General features: G+C 57.2%; 21 protein-coding genes, 7 tRNA genes and 1 pseudogene. 5 read left to right on the forward strand and 24 right to left on the reverse strand.

The features are described from left to right. Positions 1-336: 336 nt before the first annotated feature. The 15 genes from ACW81B_RS10550 to ACW81B_RS10620 all read right to left on the reverse strand — a co-directional run bounded on the left by ACW81B_RS10550 (position 337) and on the right by ACW81B_RS10620 (position 11,582). Complete coding sequence (locus ACW81B_RS10550; protein ID WP_491580190.1) at positions 337-1,620, reverse strand: dicarboxylate/amino acid:cation symporter; 1,284 nt, start codon at positions 1,618-1,620, stop codon at positions 337-339. Between the two features lie 11 nt (positions 1,621-1,631). Beyond that, positions 1,632-3,545, reverse strand: a complete 1,914-nt coding sequence (locus ACW81B_RS10555) for a SurA N-terminal domain-containing protein (RefSeq protein WP_491580191.1) — start codon at positions 3,543-3,545, stop codon at positions 1,632-1,634. A 106-nt stretch (positions 3,546-3,651) separates the two neighbouring features. Then, positions 3,652-3,728: transfer RNA gene (locus tag ACW81B_RS10560), tRNA-Asp, on the reverse strand. A 7-nt stretch (positions 3,729-3,735) separates the two neighbouring features. Beyond that, positions 3,736-3,811 (reverse strand) — tRNA-Val (locus tag ACW81B_RS10565). 14 nt (positions 3,812-3,825) lie between these two features. Beyond that, a complete protein-coding gene (locus tag ACW81B_RS10570) occupies positions 3,826-4,098 on the reverse strand; it encodes an HU family DNA-binding protein (RefSeq protein ID WP_491580192.1) in 273 nt (90 codons plus the stop codon). Positions 4,099-4,316: 218 nt separating this feature from the next. Next, positions 4,317-6,764, reverse strand: a complete 2,448-nt coding sequence (lon, locus tag ACW81B_RS10575; protein WP_491580193.1) for an endopeptidase La — start codon at positions 6,762-6,764, stop codon at positions 4,317-4,319. 269 nt (positions 6,765-7,033) lie between these two features. Further along, entirely contained in the window at positions 7,034-8,308 is a 1,275-nt protein-coding gene (gene clpX / locus ACW81B_RS10580; protein WP_491580194.1) for an ATP-dependent Clp protease ATP-binding subunit ClpX, read from the reverse strand. A gap of 167 nt (positions 8,309-8,475) precedes the next feature. Beyond that, a complete protein-coding gene (gene clpP, locus ACW81B_RS10585) occupies positions 8,476-9,135 on the reverse strand; it encodes an ATP-dependent Clp endopeptidase proteolytic subunit ClpP (protein WP_491580195.1) in 660 nt (219 codons plus the stop codon). Between the two features lie 17 nt (positions 9,136-9,152). After that, on the reverse strand, positions 9,153-10,445 hold the full coding sequence (gene tig / locus ACW81B_RS10590) for a trigger factor (RefSeq protein ID WP_491580196.1): 1,293 nt from the start codon (positions 10,443-10,445) through the stop codon (positions 9,153-9,155). Between the two features lie 97 nt (positions 10,446-10,542). Then, positions 10,543-10,627: transfer RNA gene (locus ACW81B_RS10595), tRNA-Leu, on the reverse strand. A gap of 129 nt (positions 10,628-10,756) precedes the next feature. Beyond that, positions 10,757-10,832: transfer RNA gene (locus tag ACW81B_RS10600), tRNA-Lys, on the reverse strand. 14 nt (positions 10,833-10,846) lie between these two features. Then, a tRNA-His gene (locus ACW81B_RS10605) sits at positions 10,847-10,922 on the reverse strand. A 25-nt stretch (positions 10,923-10,947) separates the two neighbouring features. After that, positions 10,948-11,024: transfer RNA gene (locus ACW81B_RS10610), tRNA-Arg, on the reverse strand. Then, entirely contained in the window at positions 11,015-11,488 is a 474-nt protein-coding gene (locus ACW81B_RS10615) for a group I intron-associated PD-(D/E)XK endonuclease (RefSeq protein ID WP_491580197.1), read from the reverse strand. Before ACW81B_RS10615 ends, ACW81B_RS10610 begins: the two co-directional genes overlap by 10 nt. 17 nt (positions 11,489-11,505) lie before the next feature. Further along, positions 11,506-11,582, reverse strand: a tRNA-Pro gene (locus ACW81B_RS10620). Positions 11,583-11,749: 167 nt separating this feature from the next. Here ACW81B_RS10620 and folD point away from each other — a divergent pair. Continuing rightward, positions 11,750-12,601: a bifunctional methylenetetrahydrofolate dehydrogenase/methenyltetrahydrofolate cyclohydrolase FolD gene (folD, locus tag ACW81B_RS10625; RefSeq protein ID WP_491580198.1), complete on the forward strand. Its 852-nt coding sequence runs from the start codon at positions 11,750-11,752 to the stop codon at positions 12,599-12,601. Positions 12,602-12,700: 99 nt separating this feature from the next. Here the strand turns inward: folD and cysS are convergent, their stop codons facing one another. Further along, a complete protein-coding gene (cysS, locus tag ACW81B_RS10630; RefSeq protein ID WP_491580199.1) occupies positions 12,701-14,089 on the reverse strand; it encodes a cysteine--tRNA ligase in 1,389 nt (462 codons plus the stop codon). Positions 14,090-14,245: 156 nt separating this feature from the next. Here cysS and ACW81B_RS10635 point away from each other — a divergent pair, with 156 nt between their 5' ends. From ACW81B_RS10635 to lpxH, 3 genes are read left to right on the forward strand one after another with little or no spacing between them, the layout of a single operon-like run. Continuing rightward, positions 14,246-14,848 carry a peptidylprolyl isomerase gene (locus ACW81B_RS10635; RefSeq protein WP_491580200.1) on the forward strand — a complete coding sequence of 201 codons (603 nt, stop codon included), beginning with the start codon at positions 14,246-14,248 and terminating at the stop codon, positions 14,846-14,848. 59 nt (positions 14,849-14,907) lie between these two features. Next, on the forward strand, positions 14,908-15,405 hold the full coding sequence (locus ACW81B_RS10640; protein ID WP_491580201.1) for a peptidylprolyl isomerase: 498 nt from the start codon (positions 14,908-14,910) through the stop codon (positions 15,403-15,405). 39 nt (positions 15,406-15,444) lie between these two features. Continuing rightward, a complete protein-coding gene (gene lpxH / locus ACW81B_RS10645; protein WP_491580202.1) occupies positions 15,445-16,170 on the forward strand; it encodes a UDP-2,3-diacylglucosamine diphosphatase in 726 nt (241 codons plus the stop codon). 5 nt (positions 16,171-16,175) lie between these two features. On the opposite strand, the gene ACW81B_RS10650 is transcribed toward lpxH, so the two are convergent. Genes ACW81B_RS10650 through ACW81B_RS10660 form a run of 3 tightly spaced genes read right to left on the reverse strand, consistent with a single transcriptional unit; the run spans position 16,176 to position 18,949 of the window. Then, entirely contained in the window at positions 16,176-16,907 is a 732-nt protein-coding gene (locus ACW81B_RS10650; RefSeq protein WP_491580203.1) for a hypothetical protein, read from the reverse strand. A gap of 9 nt (positions 16,908-16,916) precedes the next feature. After that, positions 16,917-17,729: a ferritin-like domain-containing protein gene (locus ACW81B_RS10655; RefSeq protein WP_491580204.1), complete on the reverse strand. Its 813-nt coding sequence runs from the start codon at positions 17,727-17,729 to the stop codon at positions 16,917-16,919. Next, entirely contained in the window at positions 17,726-18,949 is a 1,224-nt protein-coding gene (locus ACW81B_RS10660) for a glycerate kinase type-2 family protein (RefSeq protein ID WP_491580205.1), read from the reverse strand. The genes ACW81B_RS10655 and ACW81B_RS10660 overlap by 4 nt, the downstream gene beginning before the upstream one ends. A 116-nt stretch (positions 18,950-19,065) precedes the next feature. Between ACW81B_RS10660 and ACW81B_RS10665 the strand changes: the two genes are divergently transcribed. Then, positions 19,066-19,407, forward strand: coding sequence for a hypothetical protein (locus ACW81B_RS10665; protein ID WP_491580206.1), 342 nt, complete (start codon positions 19,066-19,068; stop codon positions 19,405-19,407). 39 nt (positions 19,408-19,446) lie between these two features. On the opposite strand, the gene ACW81B_RS10670 is transcribed toward ACW81B_RS10665, so the two are convergent. The 5 genes and pseudogenes from ACW81B_RS10670 to ACW81B_RS10690 form a co-directional block, all read right to left on the reverse strand. After that, positions 19,447-19,695: a hypothetical protein gene (locus ACW81B_RS10670; protein ID WP_491580207.1), complete on the reverse strand. Its 249-nt coding sequence runs from the start codon at positions 19,693-19,695 to the stop codon at positions 19,447-19,449. Positions 19,696-19,713: 18 nt separating this feature from the next. Continuing rightward, on the reverse strand, positions 19,714-20,895 hold the full coding sequence (locus ACW81B_RS10675; RefSeq protein WP_491580208.1) for an O-succinylhomoserine sulfhydrylase: 1,182 nt from the start codon (positions 20,893-20,895) through the stop codon (positions 19,714-19,716). Between the two features lie 423 nt (positions 20,896-21,318). Continuing rightward, complete coding sequence (locus ACW81B_RS10680) at positions 21,319-22,350, reverse strand: LamG-like jellyroll fold domain-containing protein (RefSeq protein WP_491580209.1); 1,032 nt, start codon at positions 22,348-22,350, stop codon at positions 21,319-21,321. Between the two features lie 201 nt (positions 22,351-22,551). After that, positions 22,552-22,716 (reverse strand): annotated as a pseudogene (locus ACW81B_RS10685) (LamG-like jellyroll fold domain-containing protein); the annotation flags it as partial. Continuing rightward, positions 22,704-22,872 (reverse strand): response regulator (locus tag ACW81B_RS10690; protein ID WP_491580210.1); only part of this gene is annotated, 169 nt, incomplete at its 5' end. The gene ACW81B_RS10690 and the pseudogene ACW81B_RS10685, both read right to left, overlap by 13 nt.

The following is a 22,872-nucleotide window of genomic DNA, read 5'->3' on the forward strand; positions in this document are numbered from 1 at the left end:
TGGCCGCGTTGCCACCATCCCGTCATTGCGCGCGCAGCGCGGCAATCTTTTGAGTCGGGTGTAAATCTATGGGAGATTGCTTCGCTGCGCTCGCAATGACGGGATGGAACAGAGTCCAGCACGGAGCAAGTCGGGGGTGGGTCGGTGCTGTTTCAGACATCGATGCAGCCGAGCATCGCAGGACTGTTGCGAAGAAGCGAGCGTTGTCTGAGTGATTCGCGCGACAGCGCGGATCGCGAGTTTAGCGAGCGCGCAACAGTCCGAGAAGCGCAGGGAACCCGCGTAGCGGGCAAACCGCTGTCTGAAAAAAGGCCCGCCCGCCCTCGACGAAAAACATCACCCCCGCCCAACCCCCACCTCCCCTTCAGTCCGCGCAATAATCACCGCCCCACAGGAATCACTGAACACGTTAACCGACGTCCGGAACATATCCAGAATACGATCCACCGCCAGAATCAGGCCCACAGCCTCCGCCGGCAGCCCGATGGTGGCAAGAATAATCGTAATCGCCACCAGACTCGCCGCCGGAATACCCGCCACGCCAATTGACGTCAACAGCGCCACCAGCACCACCGTAAACTGGGTAACCAGGTCCAGCTGCAACCCGTAAGCCTGGGCAATAAACATCGCGGCAACACATTCATACAATGCCGTACCGTCCATGTTCACGGTAGCGCCAAGCGGCAAAACAAAACTCGCGGTACGGTTGGAAACTTTTGCATTGTCACGCACGCACTCGATGGTCAGCGGCAGGGTTGCCGATGACGAGGCGGTGGAAAAGGCAGTCAGCATGGCTGGCATCATGGCCTGGAACTGCTTTACCGGGTTGACCCGCCCGACCAGCCACAACAGTAGCGGCAAGGTGACAAACATATGGAACGCCAGCGCCGCCAGTACGCTAAAGGTGAAATTGCCAAGTGTAAAGGCAAGATTATTGAGCTGCTCGGCATCGATGCTGGCGACGGTCTTTGCCACCAGGCCAAACACACCCAGTGGTGCGAACTTCATGATCAGTGTGGTCATCAACATCATGATGTCTGCAACGCCCGAAAAGAAACGTGACAGCACATCACCGGCTTCACGGTCGATGCGTGAAAGGAAATAACCGAACAGCAAACTGAAAAAGATCAGCCCGAGCATCTGGCCGTTGGCCGCGGCAGCCACGACGTTGGGTGGAACCATACTGAGAAATACACCCGTCAGGTCTGATGCAGAACGCCCCTGTACTTTCTGCGCCGCTTCAGTGGCTGCTGCCTCGCTCAGACCCAGCACTTCGCGTGCCGGGGTGCCGTCGATAATACCGGGAGTAATAAGGTTGACGAATATCAGGCCCACCACAATCGCCAGCAGGCTGGTGGTCAGGTAAAACAGCAGTGTCTTCCCGCCCAGCCGTCCCAGCCCATGCGTATTCCCCATACCCGCAACGCCCGTGATGATGGTCGAAACGATCAGCGGAACGATGATCATTTTCAGCGCATTCATAAACAATGCGCCGATGAATTCGTAGACGGGGTAGAACTTGATGCCGAACAGGACACCGTCTGTCCCGCTCAGGCGCCCGGCGATCACCGCCAGCACCAGCGCGATCAGTATCTGCCAGTGGAGCTGGAGGCGCAGCATACGGGCGGCGCTTACTCGCTATCCTGCGGAATCACTATGTCGGCCCTGGCACGCAGGTCGCGGATCAGGGTATCCATTTCCAGAGAGCGGTACAGGTTCTCGAAGCCACGCGCCATTTGTTTGCGCGCTTCGGGTTTCAGTTCTGCAGGGTCACCATCAGTGACAGCCCTCAGGCGTATCAGCGCAAAATCGCCATTGGACAGGGCAAAACTGTAATCCACCGGCTTGTCGTCCTGTGGATGGGCAAGACTGAAGGCCTTGCGCATGACTTCAGGGTTGTAACCTGCGGAGGCGCGTGTAACGCCCTCGGCTTTTCTGAATGCGTAGTAATCCTCGTTATTCAGTTCTTCCAGTGTGGCGCCACCTTGTTCCAGACGCGCCAGGAGACTTTCCCCGCGTGTACGGGCTGCCTGGGCCGCCAGCTCGTGTTTAAGACGCGCCACCACCTTGTCACGCACGTCTTCCAGTGGCGCCTGGTGTGCGGGCTGCCGCTCTTCGACACGCACGACAATCACGTCGTTGGGTGCAACTTCCACTGGCTCACTGTTGTTACCGGCTTCCAGCACATCGTCAGAAAATGCCGCGGCGATAACTTTCGGGTACTGACCGATACCCGGGCCACCATTTGCATCGAGCCAGTCGCTGGTCTGAATTTCCAGGCCCAGCGCCTCGGCAGCGGCATCCAGCGAATCCGGGTTCTCGTAACTGAGGTCGGTAAGCTGTTCGAGTTGTTCGTAGAACAGGTCATTGACCTTGTCTTGCTGTATTTCGTGGATGAGGTCATCACGTATTTCAGCAAGGGGGGGGATTTCACCCCCCTTGATATCGGTCAGCTTGATAATATGAAAGCCATACTGAGTACGGATCGGTTCCGAAATATCGCCCTTGTTCATGGCAAATACGGTTTTATCGAACTCCGGCACCATATCGCCAGGACTCATGAAACCCAGGTCACCACCCAGCTTTGCAGAACCGGGATCATCCGAGCTTTGTTTCGCCAGTTCGGCAAAATCCTCTCCTGCTTCCAGCCGGGCACGTACAGCATCAGCCTCGGCCCTTGCCTGTGCGAGGGTATCCTCATCTGCATCAGGCGCTACAGTGATGAGAATATGGCTGGCACGGCGTTGTTCCTTTGTCTTCAGGGAAGCCTTGCGCTCTTCGTACAGGGATTCGAGTTCGGACTCATCCACTTCCAGTGAATCGCCCAGCTGTTCGCCGGTCAGTCGCAGGTAGGCGAGTTTCACTCGTTCCGGCACCATGAAATCATCTGCGTGCGCTTCGTAGTATTGCTGGATTTGTTCGTCACTGATATCAACCATCGACTCAAACGGCTTTGCCGAAACGATCAGGTAGGAAAAATCACGCTTCTGGTTTTGCAGGCTGTAGGCATGATCCAGTTCACCCGGTGTAACAAACACCGTTCCGGTCAACCCGGTGAGCAATTGCTCGGCAAGCATGCTCTGGCGGGTGGAAAACTCAACTTCGGAAACGCTGCGTCCCTGCAGGCTCACCATATTGCGGTACTTCTGTTCGGAGAATGCCCCGTCTTCCTGGAAAGCCGGAATTGCATGAATCTGTGCAGCCAGCAGTTCATCACTGATGGTCAGACCATTATCCCGCGCGGCCTGCAACAACAGCTCACGGTTGATCAACCCGTCAAGCGCCTGCTGACGAAGACGTTTGTCGTCAATCAGCGCAGGGTTATAAGCGTCGCCCATCATTTCCTGCATACGGGCCCGCTGTTGCTGGTAAGCCTGTTGCAGATCTCCGGGTGAAATCTCCACATCATTGACCTTGGCCACGTAAACCCGGCTCTTGTCCTGCAAATAGGAGCCCAGCCCGAAAAGGGCGAACGTCATGATCACAAGCCCGATAATGATCCAGCCCAACCAGCCCATGACCGTATTGCGAAACGCTTGCAACATAGGTAAATCCCGCTATCTGTGTCTTGTTCGAATTGCTGAAGAAGGCGCATTATAGCGCCCTGAAAAGAAAAACGGGCGCCCATGTGGACGCCCGTTCTGCTTAAGGTGGCGGAGCGGACGGGACTCGAACCCGCGACCCCCGGCGTGACAGGCCGGTATTCTAACCAGCTGAACTACCGCTCCATAACCCTGGTGGGTGCTGAGGGGATCGAACCCCCGACATTCGCCTTGTAAGGGCGACGCTCTCCCAGCTGAGCTAAGCACCCTCGAGGAAAGCGCGCTAGTTTACGGCATCCTTGAACGCTTTACCAGCCTTGAATGCAGGCGAGTTTGACGCCTTGATCTGGATGGTTTCACCGGTCTGGGGATTGCGTCCGGCACGCGCGGCACGGGCGCGAACTTCAAAAGTGCCAAAACCTACGAGCGTGACTGAATCACCCTTACGCAGCGTTTCGGTAATGGTGTCAATCACGGCGTCGACGGCCCGTGTTGCGTCCGCCCTGGACAGGTCAGCGGAGCTTGCAACGGCGTCAATCAGTTCGGCTTTATTCATCGAGTTTGGCCCTCAACATCAAAATGGAAATTATAATTCGGATCGCGCACCGGGGCCAGAACCAGACAGTTCAAACCCCGTTATAAAAAGGTTTGTTCCTCAGCCCCCGAACGCACGCCCGGTTTTATACCAAGGGTATTGCAGACAGGTCAAATAAAAAGCCCGTCTTGCGTGTAAAAGATACACAATTACACGCAAGACGGGCCCGGGACAAAATGTCAGTGCGTACGAAGCGCCTTACCCTTGCCCCCGGTTTTGGACTTGTCCTTGATTTTCTCAGTGGCCTTTCCCTCGCCCTTGCCGGGGAGCGGGACAGGCGGATGCTGCAGGGCAATTTCCAGCACTTCGTCAATCCATTTAACAGGAAGAATCTCCAGCTTGTCCTTGACGTTCCTGGGAATTTCCGCGAGATCCTTGCGATTCTCTTCCGGAATCAGGACTGTGGAAATACCGCCGCGATGGGCTGCCAGCAGTTTTTCCTTGAGCCCGCCAATAGGCAGAACTTCACCACGCAGCGTGATCTCACCGGTCATGGCAACGTCTGCACGGACCGGGATACGCGTCAGCGCGGATACCAGCGCCGTACACATGCCGACACCGGCACTCGGACCATCTTTCGGCGTGGCGCCTTCCGGCACATGCACGTGGATATCGTATTTCTGGTAGAAATCTTCCTCGATACCCAGCGCCTCGGCACGACTGCGCACCACTGTGGTCGCCGCCTGGATCGACTCCTGCATCACTTCACCCAGCTGGCCGGTGTGAATAAGCCGCCCCTTGCCGGGAACGATGGTGGATTCGATACTCAGCAGTTCGCCACCGACTTCGGTCCAGGCCAGACCGGTAACCTGACCGATCTGATCGTTTTCCTCGGCCAGTCCATAACGGAAGCGGCGTACACCCAGATACTTTTCCAGGTTACGCGGTGTCACGGAAATGCTGTCCCTGCCTTCCGTCAGCAACAGTTCCTTGACCACCTTGCGGCAGATCTTGGCCAGCTCGCGTTCGAGATTTCGCACACCCGCCTCACGCGTGTAGAACCGCACGATATCGTAGATGGCTTTCTCACTGACACTCAGCTCGCCTTCCTTGAGACCGGCATTCTTGACCTGCTTGGGCAACAGGTAACGCATTGCGATATTGACCTTCTCGTCCTCGGTGTAACCGGGGATGCGAATGACTTCCATACGATCCAGTAATGGACCCGGGATATTCAGTGAGTTGGACGTTGCAACGAACATCACATCGGACAGATCAAACTCCACTTCCAGGTAGTGGTCACCGAAAGTCGAGTTCTGCTCCGGGTCCAGCACTTCCAGTAATGCGGATGACGGATCGCCACGGAAGTCCATGGACATCTTGTCGATCTCGTCCAGCAGGAACAGTGGATTGCGCACACCGACCTTGGCGAGGTTCTGGATGATCTTGCCCGGCAGTGAACCGATGTAGGTACGGCGATGACCACGGATCTCGGCCTCGTCACGCACACCACCGAGTGACATACGGGTAAACTTGCGATTGGTCGCACGCGCAATGGAACGACCCAGCGAGGTCTTGCCGACACCGGGTGGCCCCACCAGGCACAGGATCGGGCCTTTCAGCTTGCGCACGCGCTGCTGAACGGCGAGGTACTCAAGAATACGCTCCTTGACCTTGTCCAGACCGTAATGATCTTCGTCCAGTACTTTCTGGGCACGTGCCAGGTCGTGACGGATCTTGGTGCGTTTTTTCCACGGCGCACTGACCAGCCAGTCAATGTAGTTGCGTACCACAGTAGCTTCGGCGGACATCGGCGACATCATCTTGAGCTTGTTCAACTCGGACATGGCCTTTTCTTTCGCTTCCTTGCTCATGCCTGCTTTTTCGATCTTTTCCTGGTACTCGTCCACTTCGTTGGGCACATCTTCCATGTCACCCAGTTCCTTCTGGATGGCTTTCATCTGTTCGTTCAGGTAGTACTCACGCTGACTCTTCTCCATCTGCTGCTTGACGCGGCCACGGATGCGCTTCTCGATCTGCAGGACATCGATTTCGCCCTCGATCATGCCCATGAGGTGTTCAAGCCGTTGGCGCACATTCTCGATTTCGAGGATACGCTGCTTTTCGTCCAGCTTGAGCGCCATGTGTGCGGCGATAGTATCCGCCAGGCGGCCGGGTTCATCGATGCCGGACAGGGATGTCAGGATCTCCGGCGGGACTTTCTTGTTCAGTTTCACGTACTGGTCGAACAGTGTCAGCAGGGAACGCATCAGCACATCAACTTCGCGCTCGCCAGCCTGTTCGCCGTGCCCCAGTTGTTCAATCTGTGCCGAGAAGAATTCATCCGTGGTTTCAAACTTCACCACTTTGGCGCGTTCGGAACCCTCGACCAGCACCTTGACGGTGCCATCGGGCAGTTTCAGCAACTGCAGGATGGTGGAGAGTGTGCCGATTTCGTGGATATCCTCCACCTGCGGGTCATCGACTTCGGCGCTTTTCTGGGCGACCAGCAAGATCCGTTTGTCGTCATCCATCGCTGTTTCCAGCGCGTGGATCGATTTCTCGCGCCCGACGAACAGCGGGATGACCATGTGTGGGTAAACAACGACATCGCGCAACGGCAGAACCGGGACGACGGCTGTCGGTTCGTTGTCTGTTGTTTCAGGGACGTTCTTGTCATGCTCCATTGGAGAGTACCTCAGTATCCGGTTCTGATCAGGGGAGCTACGGTTTTACCGGGCTCCCGGCACGTTAGATATGGGGCCCACCATAAGACATTTCAATGGCGGTTTTATGCCCCACAATGATTTCTGCAAGAAACAAGCCATGGTTCTCGGCATAACCACCGGCGCGACAAGTCATTTCCCGCCAGTATAGTTCTTTTGCAGGCAAACGCCGACTGGCCCGATGGCTGAAACGTCATCGAGCCTGAAGCAGCGTGGACTGAAAATGAAGGCTAGTCGGAAACAGCGCGTTGTTCCGGCTCGGAATCGTAAACCAGGTAAGGCTCTGATTCGCCGGCAATAGCCCGCTCGTCAACGACCACCTTCTGGACATTATCCAGTGACGGCAATTCATACATGGTATCGAGCAGCACGTGCTCCATGATGGTCCGCAAACCACGGGCGCCGGTCTTACGATCCATGGCCTTTCTCGCCACGGCCCGCAGCGCATCCTCACGGAACTCGATTTCCGTGCCTTCCATGTCAAACAGCTTGGCATACTGCTTGGTCAGCGCATTCCTGGGCTCGGTCAGGATCTGCACCAGCGCATCTTCATCCAGCTCTTCGAGCGTGGCCACCACCGGCAGACGACCGACAAATTCCGGGATCAAACCGAACTTGATCAGGTCTTCCGGTTCGACCTCATAGAGAATCTCGCCGACATTCACATCTTCATCGACGGTCTTGACCTCCGCCGAGAAACCGATACCGCCCTTCTCGGAGCGACCCTTGATGATTTTTTCCAGCCCGGCGAACGCACCGCCAACGATGAACAGGATATTCGAGGTATCCACCTGCAGGAATTCCTGCTGGGGATGCTTGCGCCCACCCTGCGGCGGCACGGAAGCAACGGTTCCCTCGATCAGTTTCAGCAGCGCCTGCTGCACACCTTCACCGGACACATCACGGGTGATGGAAGGGTTATCTGATTTGCGGGAAATCTTGTCGATTTCGTCGATGTAGACGATACCGGTCTGCGCCTTGTCAACATCGTAGTCACACTTCTGCAGCAGCTTCTGGATGATATTTTCGACATCCTCGCCAACATAACCCGCCTCGGTCAGCGTGGTGGCATCGGCAATGGTGAACGGTACATTCAGCAAGCGTGCGAGTGTTTCGGCCAGCAGGGTTTTACCGGAACCGGTCGGTCCGATGAGCAGGATATTGCTCTTGGAAAGCTCCACCTCGTCCTTGCGGCCACTGGCCTCCAGGCGCTTGTAGTGATTGTAGACGGCAACAGAAAGCACCTTCTTGGCGTTCTTCTGGCCGATGACATACTCATCAAGCACGTCGTTGATTTCATGTGGTGTCGGAAGCTTGTTACTGCCGCCAGTCGTCTTCTCCTGCATCTCCTCACGAATGATGTCATTACAAAGTTCGACACACTCATCACAGATAAAAACGGATGGCCCCGCAATCAGCTTGCGTACCTCGTGCTGACTCTTTCCGCAGAAAGAACAGTACAGCAGCTTTCCGTCTTCACCCTTACTGTTTCGATCGTTATTCATATCGATGTCCCGACTCGCGGTTCCCTTACCTTCATATCAGCTATCAGCGGCAGATTTCTGACCGCCTGAATACCCTGACTACCGTAAAATCAGTGAGTTCCTATTCAACTACGTCACCGTACCGCTGACAAGTGTTCCCGGCGGTAATCTACGGTTTTTGTCCCGGATCAGGAGGTCTTTTCCTCTTCCCCGGCCGTCATTGCCTTGCGCGACACCAGAATCTCGTCGATCAGGCCGTAATCCTTCGCCTGCTCGGCACCGAGGAAATTATCCCGGTCGGTATCATTCTGGATTTTATCCAGCGGCTGCCCCGTGTGACGGGACAGAATCGTATTCAGGCGCTCGCGCACCAGCAGGATCTCCCTTGCATGGATATCGATATCCGATGCCTGCCCCTGGAAACCGCCCAGCGGCTGGTGAATCATCATGCGCGAATGCGGCAGGCAGTAACGTTTGCCCGTGGCCCCGCCAGCGAGAAGTACCGCACCCATGCTGGCCGCCTGGCCGATGCACATGGTGCTGACGTCTGCCTTGATGAACTGCATGGTGTCATAGATTGCCAGGCCGGCTGTCACAGAACCGCCAGGGGAATTGATGTAGAGGTGAATATCCTTGTCGGGATTCTCGGATTCGAGGAACAGCAACTGCGCCACGATGACGTTCGCCATGTAATCCTCAACCGGGCCGACCACGAAAACAACCCGTTCCTTGAGCAGGCGCGAGTAGATATCGTAGGCGCGTTCACCGCGCGCCGTCTGCTCGATCACCATGGGAACGAGATTCAGTGCCTGGATATCTCCGCCACCTTCGATCATGCTATCTGACATTCAGTTGCTTCCTTAATTTACGCAGCGCCGCTTGCGGACTGCATGAGTTCCTCAAATGTAGTGGTCTTGTCCTCAACCCGGGCCTGATCCACTACCCACTCTGCCACAGTTTCTTCCATGATGAGCGTCTGCACACCCGACAGCATTTCCTGGTTGCTGTAGTACCACTGTACGACTTCCTCGGGATTCTCGTAGGACTGCGCCAGTTCCTCGACGGTTTGACGCACCCGATCAGGGTCGACAGCCAGCTGGTTACGCTGAATAATCTCCGAGATCAACAGGCCAAGCGCGACACGACGCTTTGCCTCTTCCTCGTAGCGACCACGGTCATCGCTCCCTGCATCGGCACCCTCACTGTCTTTCTTGATGAGCGCGTCAATCTCACTGTCCAGCAATGATGCAGGAACATCCAGACTGGCCTTTTCCAGCAGCGCATCAAAGACCTGTGACTTGATACTTTTCCTGATGGCGGCATCCAGTTCGCGACGCATGTTCTTGCGAACTTCCTCGCGCAATGCATCGAGACCGCCGTCTCCCACACCAAAGGCACGGGCAAACTCATCATCGAGTTCCGGCAGTGACTGCTCGGAGACGCTGTGAACGGTAATATCGAATCTGGCCGTCTTGCCTGCCACCTCGGCTGAACCGTAATCTTCCGGGAAAGTCACTTCAATGGTCTTGCTGTCACCGGCGCTGAGGCCGACCAGCTGCTCTTCAAAACCGGGAATCATCGATCCACTACCCAGTTCCAGCGGGACATTCTTTGCGGCATTCCCGCTGAATGGCTGACCATCAACAGTCCCTTCAAAGTCAATTTCGACCCGGTCGCCGTTTGCCGCGGCACGATCGACCTTTGTCCATGTCACCCGCTGGCTGCGTAACTTTTCGAGCATTGCATCGACTTCTGTATCCGACACCTCGGCGACCGGCCGTTCGATCTTCAGATCGCTCAGGTCGGGCACCTCGATCTCCGGGAATACATCAAAAACTGCGACATATTCCAGCTCTTCACCGGAACGATTCCGCGTTTGTTCGATACTGGGCTCGCCGGCAGGCTTGAGATTTTCCTGCTGCAGGGCCTGTTCGTAGGTGGCCGCGATCAACTCGGCGGCAGTTTCCTCCCGCACCTGTGATTCATAACGCTTTTTCACGACGCCAAGCGGCACCTTGCCAGGACGAAAACCGTCAAGACGCACTGAGCGCGAAAGCTGCTGGAGCTTGCTGTTCACCTGTTCGTCCATCTGCTCCGCCGGGATCTGCACCGTCATGCGGCGGCCCAGTCCACTGGTTGTTTCAACGGAAACTTGCATGTCATACCCTCAAACTTGAAATCGATTGTGAAATTGTTCGTTCCCGTTACAACGTGAAGCGTAACAGCTGTAACGGGACAGAAAACCGTTGTAATTCTGGTGCGAAAGGAGAGACTCGAACTCTCACGGGTTGCCCCACTGGAACCTAAATCCAGCGCGTCTACCAATTCCGCCACTCTCGCAATGCGCGCCAAGTTACTGATTCTGCAAGGCTGCGACATCAACAGGTGATTATACGGGTTTGGAAATTCGAGTATAACCCCAAAAGGTATCAGGAAAATAAAAAACCCGCGCAGGCGCGGGTTCAAAAATGGTGGGCCGTGAAGGACTCGAACCTTCGACCAAGAGATTAAGAGTCTCCTGCTCTACCAACTGAGCTAACGGCCCGGGACAACCTGTAATGGGGCGAGCGACCGGGATCGAACCGGCGACCACAGGAGTCACAATCCTGTGCTCTACCAACTGAGCTACGCCCGCCATTGACTTAATCACAAAACCTGTTTGGCACCCCGGGAGGGATTCGAACCCCCGACCCATAGCTTAGAAGGCTATTGCTCTATCCGACTGAGCTACCGGGGCTCGAATAACCTGGCCGGGCCTGCAAAATCATCGGCGCACTTAACACCACTGACCTGATTGTTTTTAGCCGGTTCAACCCTTAAAACAATCGTTTTTCCATCAACCTCTTCATTACGTACGTAATAACAGGCCTGCTTATCGGGGCAGTAGACTGCTGTGGCATCATAATCATTTTTACAATGATCCCTGAGGTGCGTGCCGTGCCTGTCAGCCCAACTGCTACGAAGCCGTATTTCCAGTTTGCCCTGCCTCGCCTTTCGATACTTTACCGACAGCCTGCACAGATCGCCGGCCTCGGATATCCCGATGCAATCGAACGGCAAATGTTCGCTGATGGGCAACGCCACCTGAATTCCGTGCCGCATCAAGTCAGCGATCACGAATCCAACACCAACATCTCCCTTGTCTTTGGTTGGATGCCTCATCAGAGCATCGTATTTGCCATCCGGCAGTCTGTCAATCAATGCCCTGGCTTGTAATTTGGTCGGGGCAGAGAGATTCGAACTCCCGACATCCTGCTCCCAAAGCAGGCGCGCTACCAGACTGCGCTATGCCCCGCATCCCGGCAGCACCGGATGGGCGGGCGATAATACGTTTCCACCCTTCCATCGTCAACGGCCGAAGCGCGAAAGTATACCAGAAAATATCCCCTTCGCTTGTCCGCTTGCAGTTCGCGTGCGAGAATCGCCGGCCTTCCCGTAGCGTAGTCAGGAACCGGAATTTTCATGAGCGCCCGCATCATTGACGGTAAAGCCATCGCCGCCGACACCCGCCAGCAGGCAAAACAACAGATTGATGCACGACTGGCCGCCGGCAAACGCCGACCCGGTCTGGCCGTGATCCTGGTCGGCGCCGATCCCGCTTCTGAAATCTACGTCAGGAACAAGCGTGCAGCCTGTGAGGAAGTGGGTGTGCTGTCGAGTTCCTGGGACCTGCCGGATGACACCAGCGAACAGGCTCTGCTGGAACTGATCGATAGTCTCAATGAAGACCCTGCCATCGACGGTATCCTGGTTCAGCTACCCCTGCCGGAACAGATCAACACCCAGACGGTGCTGGAACGCATCCACCCGGACAAGGATGTGGACGGCTTCCACCCCTACAATATCGGCCGCCTGGCCGTACGTATGCCGCAATTACGCCCCTGCACACCGCGCGGCATTATCACCCTGCTCGACAGCACCGGCGAGACGTACTACGGGCGCGAAGCGGTGGTGGTCGGCGCATCCAATCACGTGGGCCGGCCCATGATGCTGGAGCTGCTGCTGGCAGGCGCCACCGTGATCTGCTGCCATCGCTTTACCCGGGACCTGGAAGCTCACGTGCGCGCGGCGGAAATCCTGGTGGTGGCTGCCGGCAAACCCGGCCTGGTGCCCGGCGAATGGGTGCGACCGGGAGCCACGGTGATCGATGTTGGCATTCACCGCACGGAGAGCGGCCTGATCGGTGATGTAGGTTTTGATGCTGCGAAGGAACGCGCCGCCTGGATCACTCCGGTGCCCGGTGGCGTGGGTCCGATGACGGTCGCGACATTGATACAAAACACCGTATACGCCGCAGAAACCCTGCATAATTAAGGCATGCCTGATTAATTTGTCATCCCGGCGCAGGCCGGGATCCAGGGTGCTGAATTTCATGGATTCCGGCCTGCGCCGATGACGGACTACAGCAGCCCTCTAGGCGCGGCGCCAGCGGGTTCCTTCGGTCGAATCTTCCAGCTCGATCCCCATCGCCGTAAGCTGATCACGCAGCCGGTCGGCCTCGGCCCAGTCGCGCCGTTCGCGGGCGGCCTGACGTTGCGCGACAAGATCATCGATTAAAGCATCGTCAGGCGCCCCACCCTGCGCCGTGTCACCGCGCAGATAGACCTCGGGATCTGCCTGCAACAAACCAAGCCGTCCCGCCAGTAACCGCATTGTGGCCACCAGCGAATCAAGCTGCCCGTCACCACTGTCACGACTGCGATTGATCGCACGCGCCAGGTCAAATAACACGGCCAGTGCCTCGGGGGTGTTGAAATCATCGTTCATGGCGGCATCGAAGCGCTCGATATATTCAGCGATCGGCTCAGCTTGCGGATCAGTGTCCGTATCACGCAGCGCCGTATACAGGCGCTGCAAGGCACCACGCGCCTTGTCGAGGTTATCATCGCTGTAATTCAGCGGGCTGCGGTAGTGGCTGGCAAGAATAAAATAGCGAATCTCTTCCGGCTGATAGACCGACAAAATCTCCCGCACGGTGAAGAAGTTGCCCAGTGACTTGGACATTTTCTCTTCATCAACCTGCACAAACCCGTTGTGTATCCAGTAATTCACAAAGTGTTCGCCGGTCGCCGCCTCGGACTGCGCAATCTCGTTCTCGTGGTGCGGAAACTGCAGGTCCATACCGCCACCGTGAATATCAAAATGCGCACCCAGGCACTCGGTAGACATGGCGGAACATTCAATATGCCAGCCGGGCCGACCCTCGCCCCAGGGTGACGGCCAACTCGGCTCGCCGGGTTTGGCGGCCTTCCACAACACGAAATCCAGTGAGTCGCGCTTGTCTTCGTCCACATCGACACGCGCACCGGCACGCAGGTCCTCCAGCTTCTTGCCGGACAACTGCCCGTAATCCTCGAACCGGCTGACAGCATAATAAATATCGCCATTCTCACCCTGGTAGGCGTAGCCCTTCTCCAGCAGCGTCCCGATCATGGCAATAATGTCATCCATCGACTCGGTAGCGCGCGGCTCAAAATCCGGCCGCAACACACCCAGCGCATCGGCATCCTGGTGCATGGCGGCAATAAAGCGCTCCGTCAGTTCCTGAATGGTTTCCCCGTTTTCCTGTGCGCGCCGGATGATCTTGTCATCGATATCGGTAATGTTGCGCACATAGGTCACTTCATAACCCAGACTTCGCAAGTGACGCACAATCACATCGAACACCACCAGCACACGCGCATGGCCGAGGTGGCAAAGGTCGTAGACGGTCATACCGCACACGTACATACGCACCTTGCCCGGCTCGATCGGTACAAATTCCTCTTTCCGGCGTGTCCGGGTATTGAACAGTTTCAGCATTCGCTATGGCTCCGTTGGCGCTGGCGCGTAATTTCGAGGTTCCGCAGGGTGTCGCGGACCGCCCGACACCCGGGCGTGACCGGCGGGCATGGTAACAAAAATTGGTCAGGCGCGCGGAAACCGCTATGATACGCGCACCAAAAAGGAGTCTCTGCCATGACACGTTTTTTAACCCTGTGCCTCGGGGTACTACTTTCAGTAACCGCCCAGGCCGCTGACACAGTCACTGTTCGCATGCAAACCAGCAAGGGCGAGATTGTCCTCGAACTGGACCCGGGCAAGGCCCCCGTTACTGTCAACAACTTCGTGGAATACGCCAATGCCGGCTTTTATGACGGCACGATCTTTCACCGTGTGATCCCGGGCTTTATGATACAGGGCGGTGGCTTCGAACCCGGCATGGCAAAAAAGCACACCCGCGCACCGATCAGGAATGAATCACGCAACGGGCTGCGCAACACCGTCGGTACCATTGCCATGGCGCGTACCCGCAACCCGGATTCTGCTACTGCACAGTTTTTTATCAACACGAATGATAATGCAGCGCTGGATTACCCGTCACAGGGTGGCTACTGTGTATTCGGCAAGGTCGTCAAGGGCATGGATGTCGTGAAGGCTATCGAGAACACGCCAAGGGGCAAGCGCGGTATGTACGGTGACGTGCCGGTCGAAGACATTATTATCGAGAAGGTCACTGTGGAACAGGCCGCCTCGACGCAGGAAGCCCCCAAAACACCGACCAACCTGCAAGTACAATAGATCACCTGTGCCTGCCGCGACAAACGGCAGCACACAAGCCGTTTAACCAGGAGACAACCATGAAAGTCCAGATGCAGACCAGCAAGGGCGCCATCGTGCTCGAACTCGATGAAGAAAAAGCCCCGTTGACGGTCGCCAATTTTGTCGAATACGCTAAAGCCGGTTTTTATGACGGCACCATTTTTCACCGTGTCATTCCCGGCTTTATGATCCAGGGTGGTGGTTTTGAACCCGGCATGACGCAGAAACCTACCCGCGACCCGGTCAGGAATGAAGCCGACAACGGACTGACGAACGATCTGGGCACCATTGCCATGGCGCGCACCCCGGACCCCGACTCGGCCACTGCCCAGTTCTTCATCAATGCCAAGGACAATGGTTTCCTCAACTTTACTGCCCCCAATGCGCAGGGCTGGGGCTACTGCGTGTTCGGCAAGGTCTGCGACGGGCTCGATGTTGTGCAGGATATTGAAAAAGTCGCCACCGGCAACAGCGGCGGGCACCAGGACGTACCTGTCGAAGATGTTGTGATTGAGAAAGTCACTGTCGAAGACTGATGACAGGCGCCTCCCCTGCAAGGGGGAGGCCTCCCCGCCTTGGCCACCCTTTTTATCTCGGATCTTCATCTTGACCCTTCGCGCCCGGCGATCATCGACGCCTTCCTCGACTGGCTGAATGCGCAGGCGGGCCAGGCTGAATCCCTCTACATACTCGGCGATCTCTTTGAAGTCTGGATCGGTGACGACGATACGGCACCGCTTTGCCACACTATCCGTGAAGCACTGGGCCACTGTGTAGACGCCGGCACGCCGGTCAGACTGATGCACGGCAACCGGGACTTCCTGATCGGGGAACAGTTCCTGCGAACCAGCGGCGCCCGACTGTTGACTGACCCCGCGGTCATTGACCTGTACGGTTGTCGTACGCTGCTCATGCACGGCGATCTGCTGTGTAGCGACGATCACGACTACCAGGAAATCCGTCGCAGGGTGCGTGACCCGGCCTGGCAGCAGACGGTACTGGCGAGACCCCTGCAAGAGCGCCGCAAACTCGCGCAACAGATGCGCTCGGAAAGCCGTCAGTCAATACTGGGGAAAAGCCGCGACATTATGGACGTCAACGCGGAAACGGTGGCCGGGTACATGGCGCAATACCGGGCCGGGTTACTGATCCACGGCCACACCCACCGTCCCTGCATTCACCACCGGGAAGAAAACCGCCAACCCTTCACACGCGTGGTACTCGGTGACTGGCACGAGCAGGGCAGTGTGCTGCGTGTCAGCGAAAATGGACAGATGGAACTGGAACAACTGCCCCTGTAGCACGCTCAGGGCGCAAGAGGTTTGTAGTGTTCGTAGTCCGCGGGCAACTCGAACAGGCCGTCATCAACCGACACATCGCGCTCGTAACGTATCAACTGGCGACGCGAACCATCCGGCCCCCAGGTCACCACCGGCAATCCCTGTGCGACATCAAAGTCGGCCATGTACAGGTAGCGCGCCAGAAAACAGGGGGTGACGTACTCTGCCGGCGTATTCCCTTTTGAACGTTGCTGCTGAACCGCCAGAACATCGGAAAATGTCTCGAAAGCCTGGCGCGTGTCTTCCATCAATCCTTCCACCACCACGCTGGAATAGCAGAGTTCTCCACCGGCGTGCAGTTCCAGCGTTGTAGAATTCCGGCCTTCCAGCTTCGGCGCCTTGCTGTCGTGACTGCGTCGTACTTCGATGTCCAGTTCTTCCGGCTGCTCGCCAATTTCACCCTGGCCATCGATGTCGAGAATCGTCCGGGTATCCTCGACCACGTTATAGATCTGTTTCGCACGACGATCCATCAGCACATAGTCGACACTGTCGTCGCCCTGGTCGGAACGCAGGTAGCGATCAGTAATAATGTAGCGCACCTCCCAGGGAGCGTTGCCGGCTTCCTGTTCCAGGTACCAGAGAACCGTGGCGCGCGTCCCCGCAACCGCCGGCGCGACCACTGACAGGATGCCCGTAACCAACAGGGCACAACCGGCTGCGCCACGAATAAAACCCTTCAAACCTGCAACTTTCATCAGTTTTACTTACCCATCCTTTTTCGCCATCACCTCGAGGTGACGCATTTCACGTTCACTGAAACCGGCGCGACGACGTGCTTCATAATGAAACGGTGGTCGTACCTGTCCCTGCATGTATGTTTCCAGTAATTCCGCAAAAGTCTGCTCGGGATCGAGCTGACGTTGCGCACACAGGTAACGAAACCAGCGTGTACCGATCTCCACATGACCGATTTCATCTCGCAGGATAATATCCAGCAATGCCACGGTAGCATTATCGCCAACCTTGTTTAACCGCTCAATCATACCGGGAGTTACATCCAGCCCCCTCGCCTCCAGTACACGCGGCACCAGCGCCATGCGCACCAGCGGGTCATGTGCAGTACGCGCAGCGGCGGCCCACAAGCCGTCGTGCGCATCCAGCGCCCCGTAGGCCGAGCCCAGTTCAGCCAGCCGCGCCGCCAGCAAGCGGTAATGGTAGGCCTCCTCGGCAGCAACGCGTGCCCAGTCATGGTAATAGCGGGCCGGCAGGCCGCGGAAACGGTATACCGCATCCCACGCCAGGTTGATGGCATTGAATTCGATATGCGCAATGGCGTGCAGCAGGGCCACCCGCCCCTCGGGACTTCCCGGGCTGCGGCGTGGCAACGCCCGCGCTGGCACCAGTTTCGGGCTGGCCGGACGGCCGGCATTGGCAAATGGCCGTACTGCCTGGTCAGATTCAGGCACCAGTTCACCGGCCATCAGTTCAACAAACGTCTGCATGGTCAGCGCCACTTTTTCATCCGGGTCGCAACAATCCAGGCAACGCCGCGCCCGCTCGAACAGATCGGAGTTCATGCGGTCTTCCACGCCAGCACGATATCACGCACGTTGGTGCCGGTCGGCCCGGTCGACACCAGATCGCCACTGGCCTCAAGAAACGTCCCGGCATCCGCCGCGCGCAGTGTTGCTTCCGCATCCAGACCGGCCAGTTCACCGCGCGCTATTGTCCCGCCATCGACCAGCGCACCGGCATCCCCGGTGGGGCCATCACTGCCATCGGTGCCAAGCGCCAGCAAATAACAGTCCGGCCGCCCCGCCAGCACCGTGGCCGCTGCCAGTGCCAGCTGCTGGTTACGCCCGCCACGCCCCGGCTGTGCAGGAAGCCGCACTGTGGTCTCCCCGCCCCACAGGTGCAGGCCCGTCGACGCATGGGCCAGAGTGCCGGCCAGTTGCCGGCCGGTTTCGGCGGCATCCCCGGCGAGTTCGATATCGTGAACCTGCACGGTCAATTCCCGTTTACCGGCCGCCTCCACCAGTGCCTGGCAGGCGCTCTGCAAACTGGCAAGCAGACGGTGTTCAGGCAGGCTGGCTGGCGATGGCCTGACGGGCCCCGGTGTAGCGGCCAGAATGGCCTGCACGTCCTCTGGCAAACCGGGAAGGGTCAGCGCATCTGTGTCGTCCGGGTACAACAGACCAGACCCTGTTACCGCCGGATCATCACCCTGCACATCGGAAATCATCCACACCTGAACCGGCCGGTCACCGAGATGTTCCAGCAACTGGCCGCCCTTGATGCGTGACAAGCGCTTGCGAATGACATTCATCCGGCGGATATCCAGACCGCTGCCCAGCAGCCAGCGATTCACTTGCTGCAGCGTCTCAAGCGTTACGCCGGCAACCGGCACCTCGACCAGGCTCGAAGCGCCGCCGGACAGCAAAACCAGCAGCGGGTCCGTGGAGGCCCGCAACCACGTCAGCATCCGTTCACCGGCCACAAGACTGTCTTTTGTCGGTATGGGGTGTCCCGCGGACAGCGTCTCGATCCGGGCATTCCCACAGCCTGACGGTGTGAGGCAATCCGCACGACTGATCAGCAAGGCCCGGCGCAGGCGATCACCCAACCCCTCCCGCGCACCTTCCAGCATGGCGGGCGCGGCCTTGCCAATGGCCAGAACATCCACGGCGGGCCAGTCCGGCGCCTGCGTCACTGCGTCCCTGACCAACCGATTTCCGTGCACCGCCGAGAGCGCCTCCTGCGCGACCTCCAGCAACACAGTTCTATGATTATATTTCATAAAACAATAGCTTGAAGAATATTCATGCTGTACAACCTGATGTTTGATCCAGCCTCAACTTTGACAGCCCCGACCACATTGGGCATGCTCGAAACATCACATCGAAGGACAAGCCCATGACACAACAACATGTCCTCGAAATCTACGAGCCGTACGAGTACACGGGACAGAACCCTGTTACTGCTGAAGGTATTGCGGTAATCCCCGGCCCCTCGCGCGAAGTCTATTATCTCGTACAGATTTCCAGTCCGTTTGAATATGAACACGAGACCGTCAGACAGTTTGTCATCATGCCTCACTACAATGGCGACAAGATAGACCGCGCGGTATCCAGCACCTGTACAGTAAATATTGCCCGTGTGCCTGATGGCCTGGACCTGTCAGACAAACGCCGGTTGGCGTTTGATGACTTCCTGCGCTGGGGTGTCGGGAAAATCAGCCTGTGCGGGGATCACTGAACACGGCCGGGGTGGGACCCGGGCAACCGGATCACTTTCTCAGCAGCCGGATTGATCCGCTGACCTGTACGCTGACACGGCTGCTGCAATCAATACGTCCTCAATCGCATCACGCCCTTCTGCATGCGCCTGCAAAATGGCGGAAACCCGGTCATTCTGCACTTCACGACCAGCCTCCACACGAAAGCTGACCCGGTCACTGAGCGGTGCTTCGGCCGAGTGTGCCGTCGCATGCCAGAACGTTGCCAGCAACAGCGGCAGAAGATACGAAAGGATCTGTTTTTCCATTATCCGGGTTCTCCCTGTTCAAAGGCCGCGTTGTAGATCGTCGATCAGGTCATCCAGCGTTTCCAGCCCGACAGCGACTCGCACCAGTCCGTCGGAAATACCCGATTCGGTGCGTTGTTCCGCAGTCAGGCGACCGTGCGTGGTGGTCGCAGGATGCGTGATCGTGGTCTTGGCATCGCCGAGGTTGGCGGTAATGGAGCAGATCTGCGTACTGTCGATCACTTTCCACGCGGCCGCCTGACCGCCCTTCACCTCGAACGACACAATACCGCCATAGCCCGACTGCTGCGCACCGGCCAGGGCGTGTTGCGGGTGCGATGCCAGCCCGGGATAGAACACCTGTTCAACGGCGGGCTGCTCCTGCAACCACTCCGCCAGTGCCTGCGCCGAGGCGCAATGCGCCTGCATACGCAGCGACAGGGTCTCCAGCCCTTTCAGGAACACCCAGGCATTGAACGGACTCATGCTCGGCCCGCAGGTACGCAGGAAACCGTACACCCCCTCACCCACCACATCCTGCGAACCCACCACCGCACCACCGACACAACGACCCTGCCCGTCGAGATACTTGGTCGCGGAATGGATCACGATATCCGCGCCAAGCTCGAGCGGACGTTGCAGTACCGGCGTACAGAAACAGTTGTCCACGACCAGCAGGCAATCGTGCGCGTGGGCAAGATCCGCCAGCGCGCGAATATCGGCAATGGCCGTGAGCGGATTGGAGGGTGTTTCCAGGAACAGCAGGCGCGTTTCCGGACGAATGGCCTGCGCCCACTCATCCATGTCTTCCTGGGAAACAAAAGTGGTTTCGATACCGAACTTGTGCAGGAAGTTGGTGAATAACAAGGTAGTACTGCCGAAAATACTGCGCGACGACACGACATGGTCGCCGGCTTTCAACAGGCCCGCACAGGTGGCGTAGATTGCCGACATGCCGGAAGCGGTCGCCACACAACGCTCGCCGCCTTCCATCGCCGCCAGCCGCTCCTCGAAGGTACGCACGGTCGGGTTGGTAAAGCGGGAATAGATGTTACCGGGTTCCTCACCGGAAAACCGCGCGGCTGCGGCCGCAGCCGATTCGAACACATAACTCGATGTCGGAAAGATCGGCTCTGAGTGCTCCCCTTCCGGCGTGCGATGCTGTCCCGCGCGTACCGCCAGGGTTTCCAGTCCCGGCGATCGGTCTTTGTTGTCAGGCATACCTCTCTGCTCCTTCATCTGTCTTGCGCAGGCACAAAAAACCCGCCATCGGCTGTACCAGGGCAGGGGCCGGTTTTACTACTTCCAACCGCTGGCTATGGACCTGCATATGTCAATCAGGGTGCAGCATAACCAAGTTTGACGCGATATTCGATCCGTCATCCATACGCCGGTAATTAGCCCAACCCCGAATCAGGGGGTTAAGCTGACGCATCGAATTAGCCGGTACAGGGGGGGATCCGCCGGAATCGTTACGGGCCGACAACAAAGTCAGCACATTATCCAGGGTCAGGTAGTGCAGTCTCCGTTGGGAGTAAAGGGCCCGCAAGCAGGGCGCGAAGCGTAGACCGCCGGATGTGGCAGAGCGGCCACAGTTTACCAGGCTGAAACTCGGAACGACTTCGCAAGGATGCGATCATGCTGTCATTCCGACTGGCAGGGAGGCCAGGCAACCGCCTTTTTACGCAGATACAGGAGGCTAAACAGTATCAACAGTGGGAACAACGGATCGAGTTTTGCGTTGGAGTTATAGCTACAACCTCCACCACCACCGCCTCCACCATCACCATTACCATTACCGCCGCCACCGCCACCGTCACCACCGCCACCTTCGGCAATCACAACTGTACAGGCATCACCCGTGCCATCCGCATTCGTATCGGCCTGATCAACGTTCGCGATGGTTGGGCAGTTATCGGTTGCATCACAGACACCATCACCGTCGCCATCCGGGAACGGTGTACTGGAACAGTAGTCGATCAGCGTGGTCGGATAGTTCACCAGGGCATTGGCATCGATGCGCTTTGGTTTTTCCCATTCGCGTCTTGAGCCGAGCAAGGCATTTCGCTGGGCACTGGTCTTATCAAACACGACGTCCAGTTCGAGTTCATCAAAACGCCAGTACCCCACCAGGCCTGCAGTCGCAGCGCTGAGTTCGGCCTTATAGCTCGCGTTGATTTCACTAGCCGTGCGGGCGATGTTCCAGACGCGCACTTCATCAATGCCGCCATGGAAACGTTGCCCTGCCCCACCGAGATCATCTCGCTGACGACCACCGATACGCAGTTCGTTTTCATTTGCATGGAAGTCACCAATCGCACCTGAAGCCGGGAGGGTCTCAGCTAACACACCATTAAGATAAAGCTCGACCTGACCAGCACCGCTATCATAGACCAGGGCAACATGACTCCAGCGATGCAAAGGCACACTCACACTGGAGGTGACTGTCGACCAGCCCGGTGTACTATTGGCCAGGGCAAAGTTAAGAAAACCAGCGGCGGAACGCCCGAGGTAATATTCGCCTTCTTTGTTCAGGACGGTTCCACCGCCTGCACCACTACCCGCCCCGACCGGGTACACCCAGGCCTCCAGGGTTAGCGTCGTGTTCATGTCCAGCGCCGCCAGTGTATCAAGCGCGTTGATCACAAGGTGATCATCGATGCCATCAAAGTACATCGCGATGCCCTGTTGCAGGCGAGTTTCCCATTCACGCGAGGGTGCGGCTTCCGCCCCTTGCCCGCCTAGTGAAAGATCAAATCCATTGGCTCCAATATCAGTTATAACATCACCGTCTCGCTCGGCAAAATCCCAACCCGCGACAAAGCTGACATCGGCATCATCCGCTAATTGATTTAATTCGTTGCGGATTTCTGCTTGAGTTAGAGCACGCGACCAGATTCTGACTTCATCGATCATTCCTGAAAACGTATCAACGTAGCGTTGACGCCCACCGATATGAAACTCCGGGCTCTCGGGGTGATAATCACCAATAGCCCCCAGTCCAGTAGAAACGTGTAGCATTTCACCGTTTACATAAACACGTTGTTCGGTCTCGGTATGGCCGGAAACTCCTCACTAATGGCCGTTAAAACGGCGAAACCATCCTTGTCCGGCATATTCAGGTCGAGTAACACCAGATCCAGGTCGCGATTCTGTGATACATGTTGCAAGGCATGCGCATGGTTTGATGCTTCAAGA

It is taken from the genome of Thiogranum sp. (genome assembly GCF_058323355.1).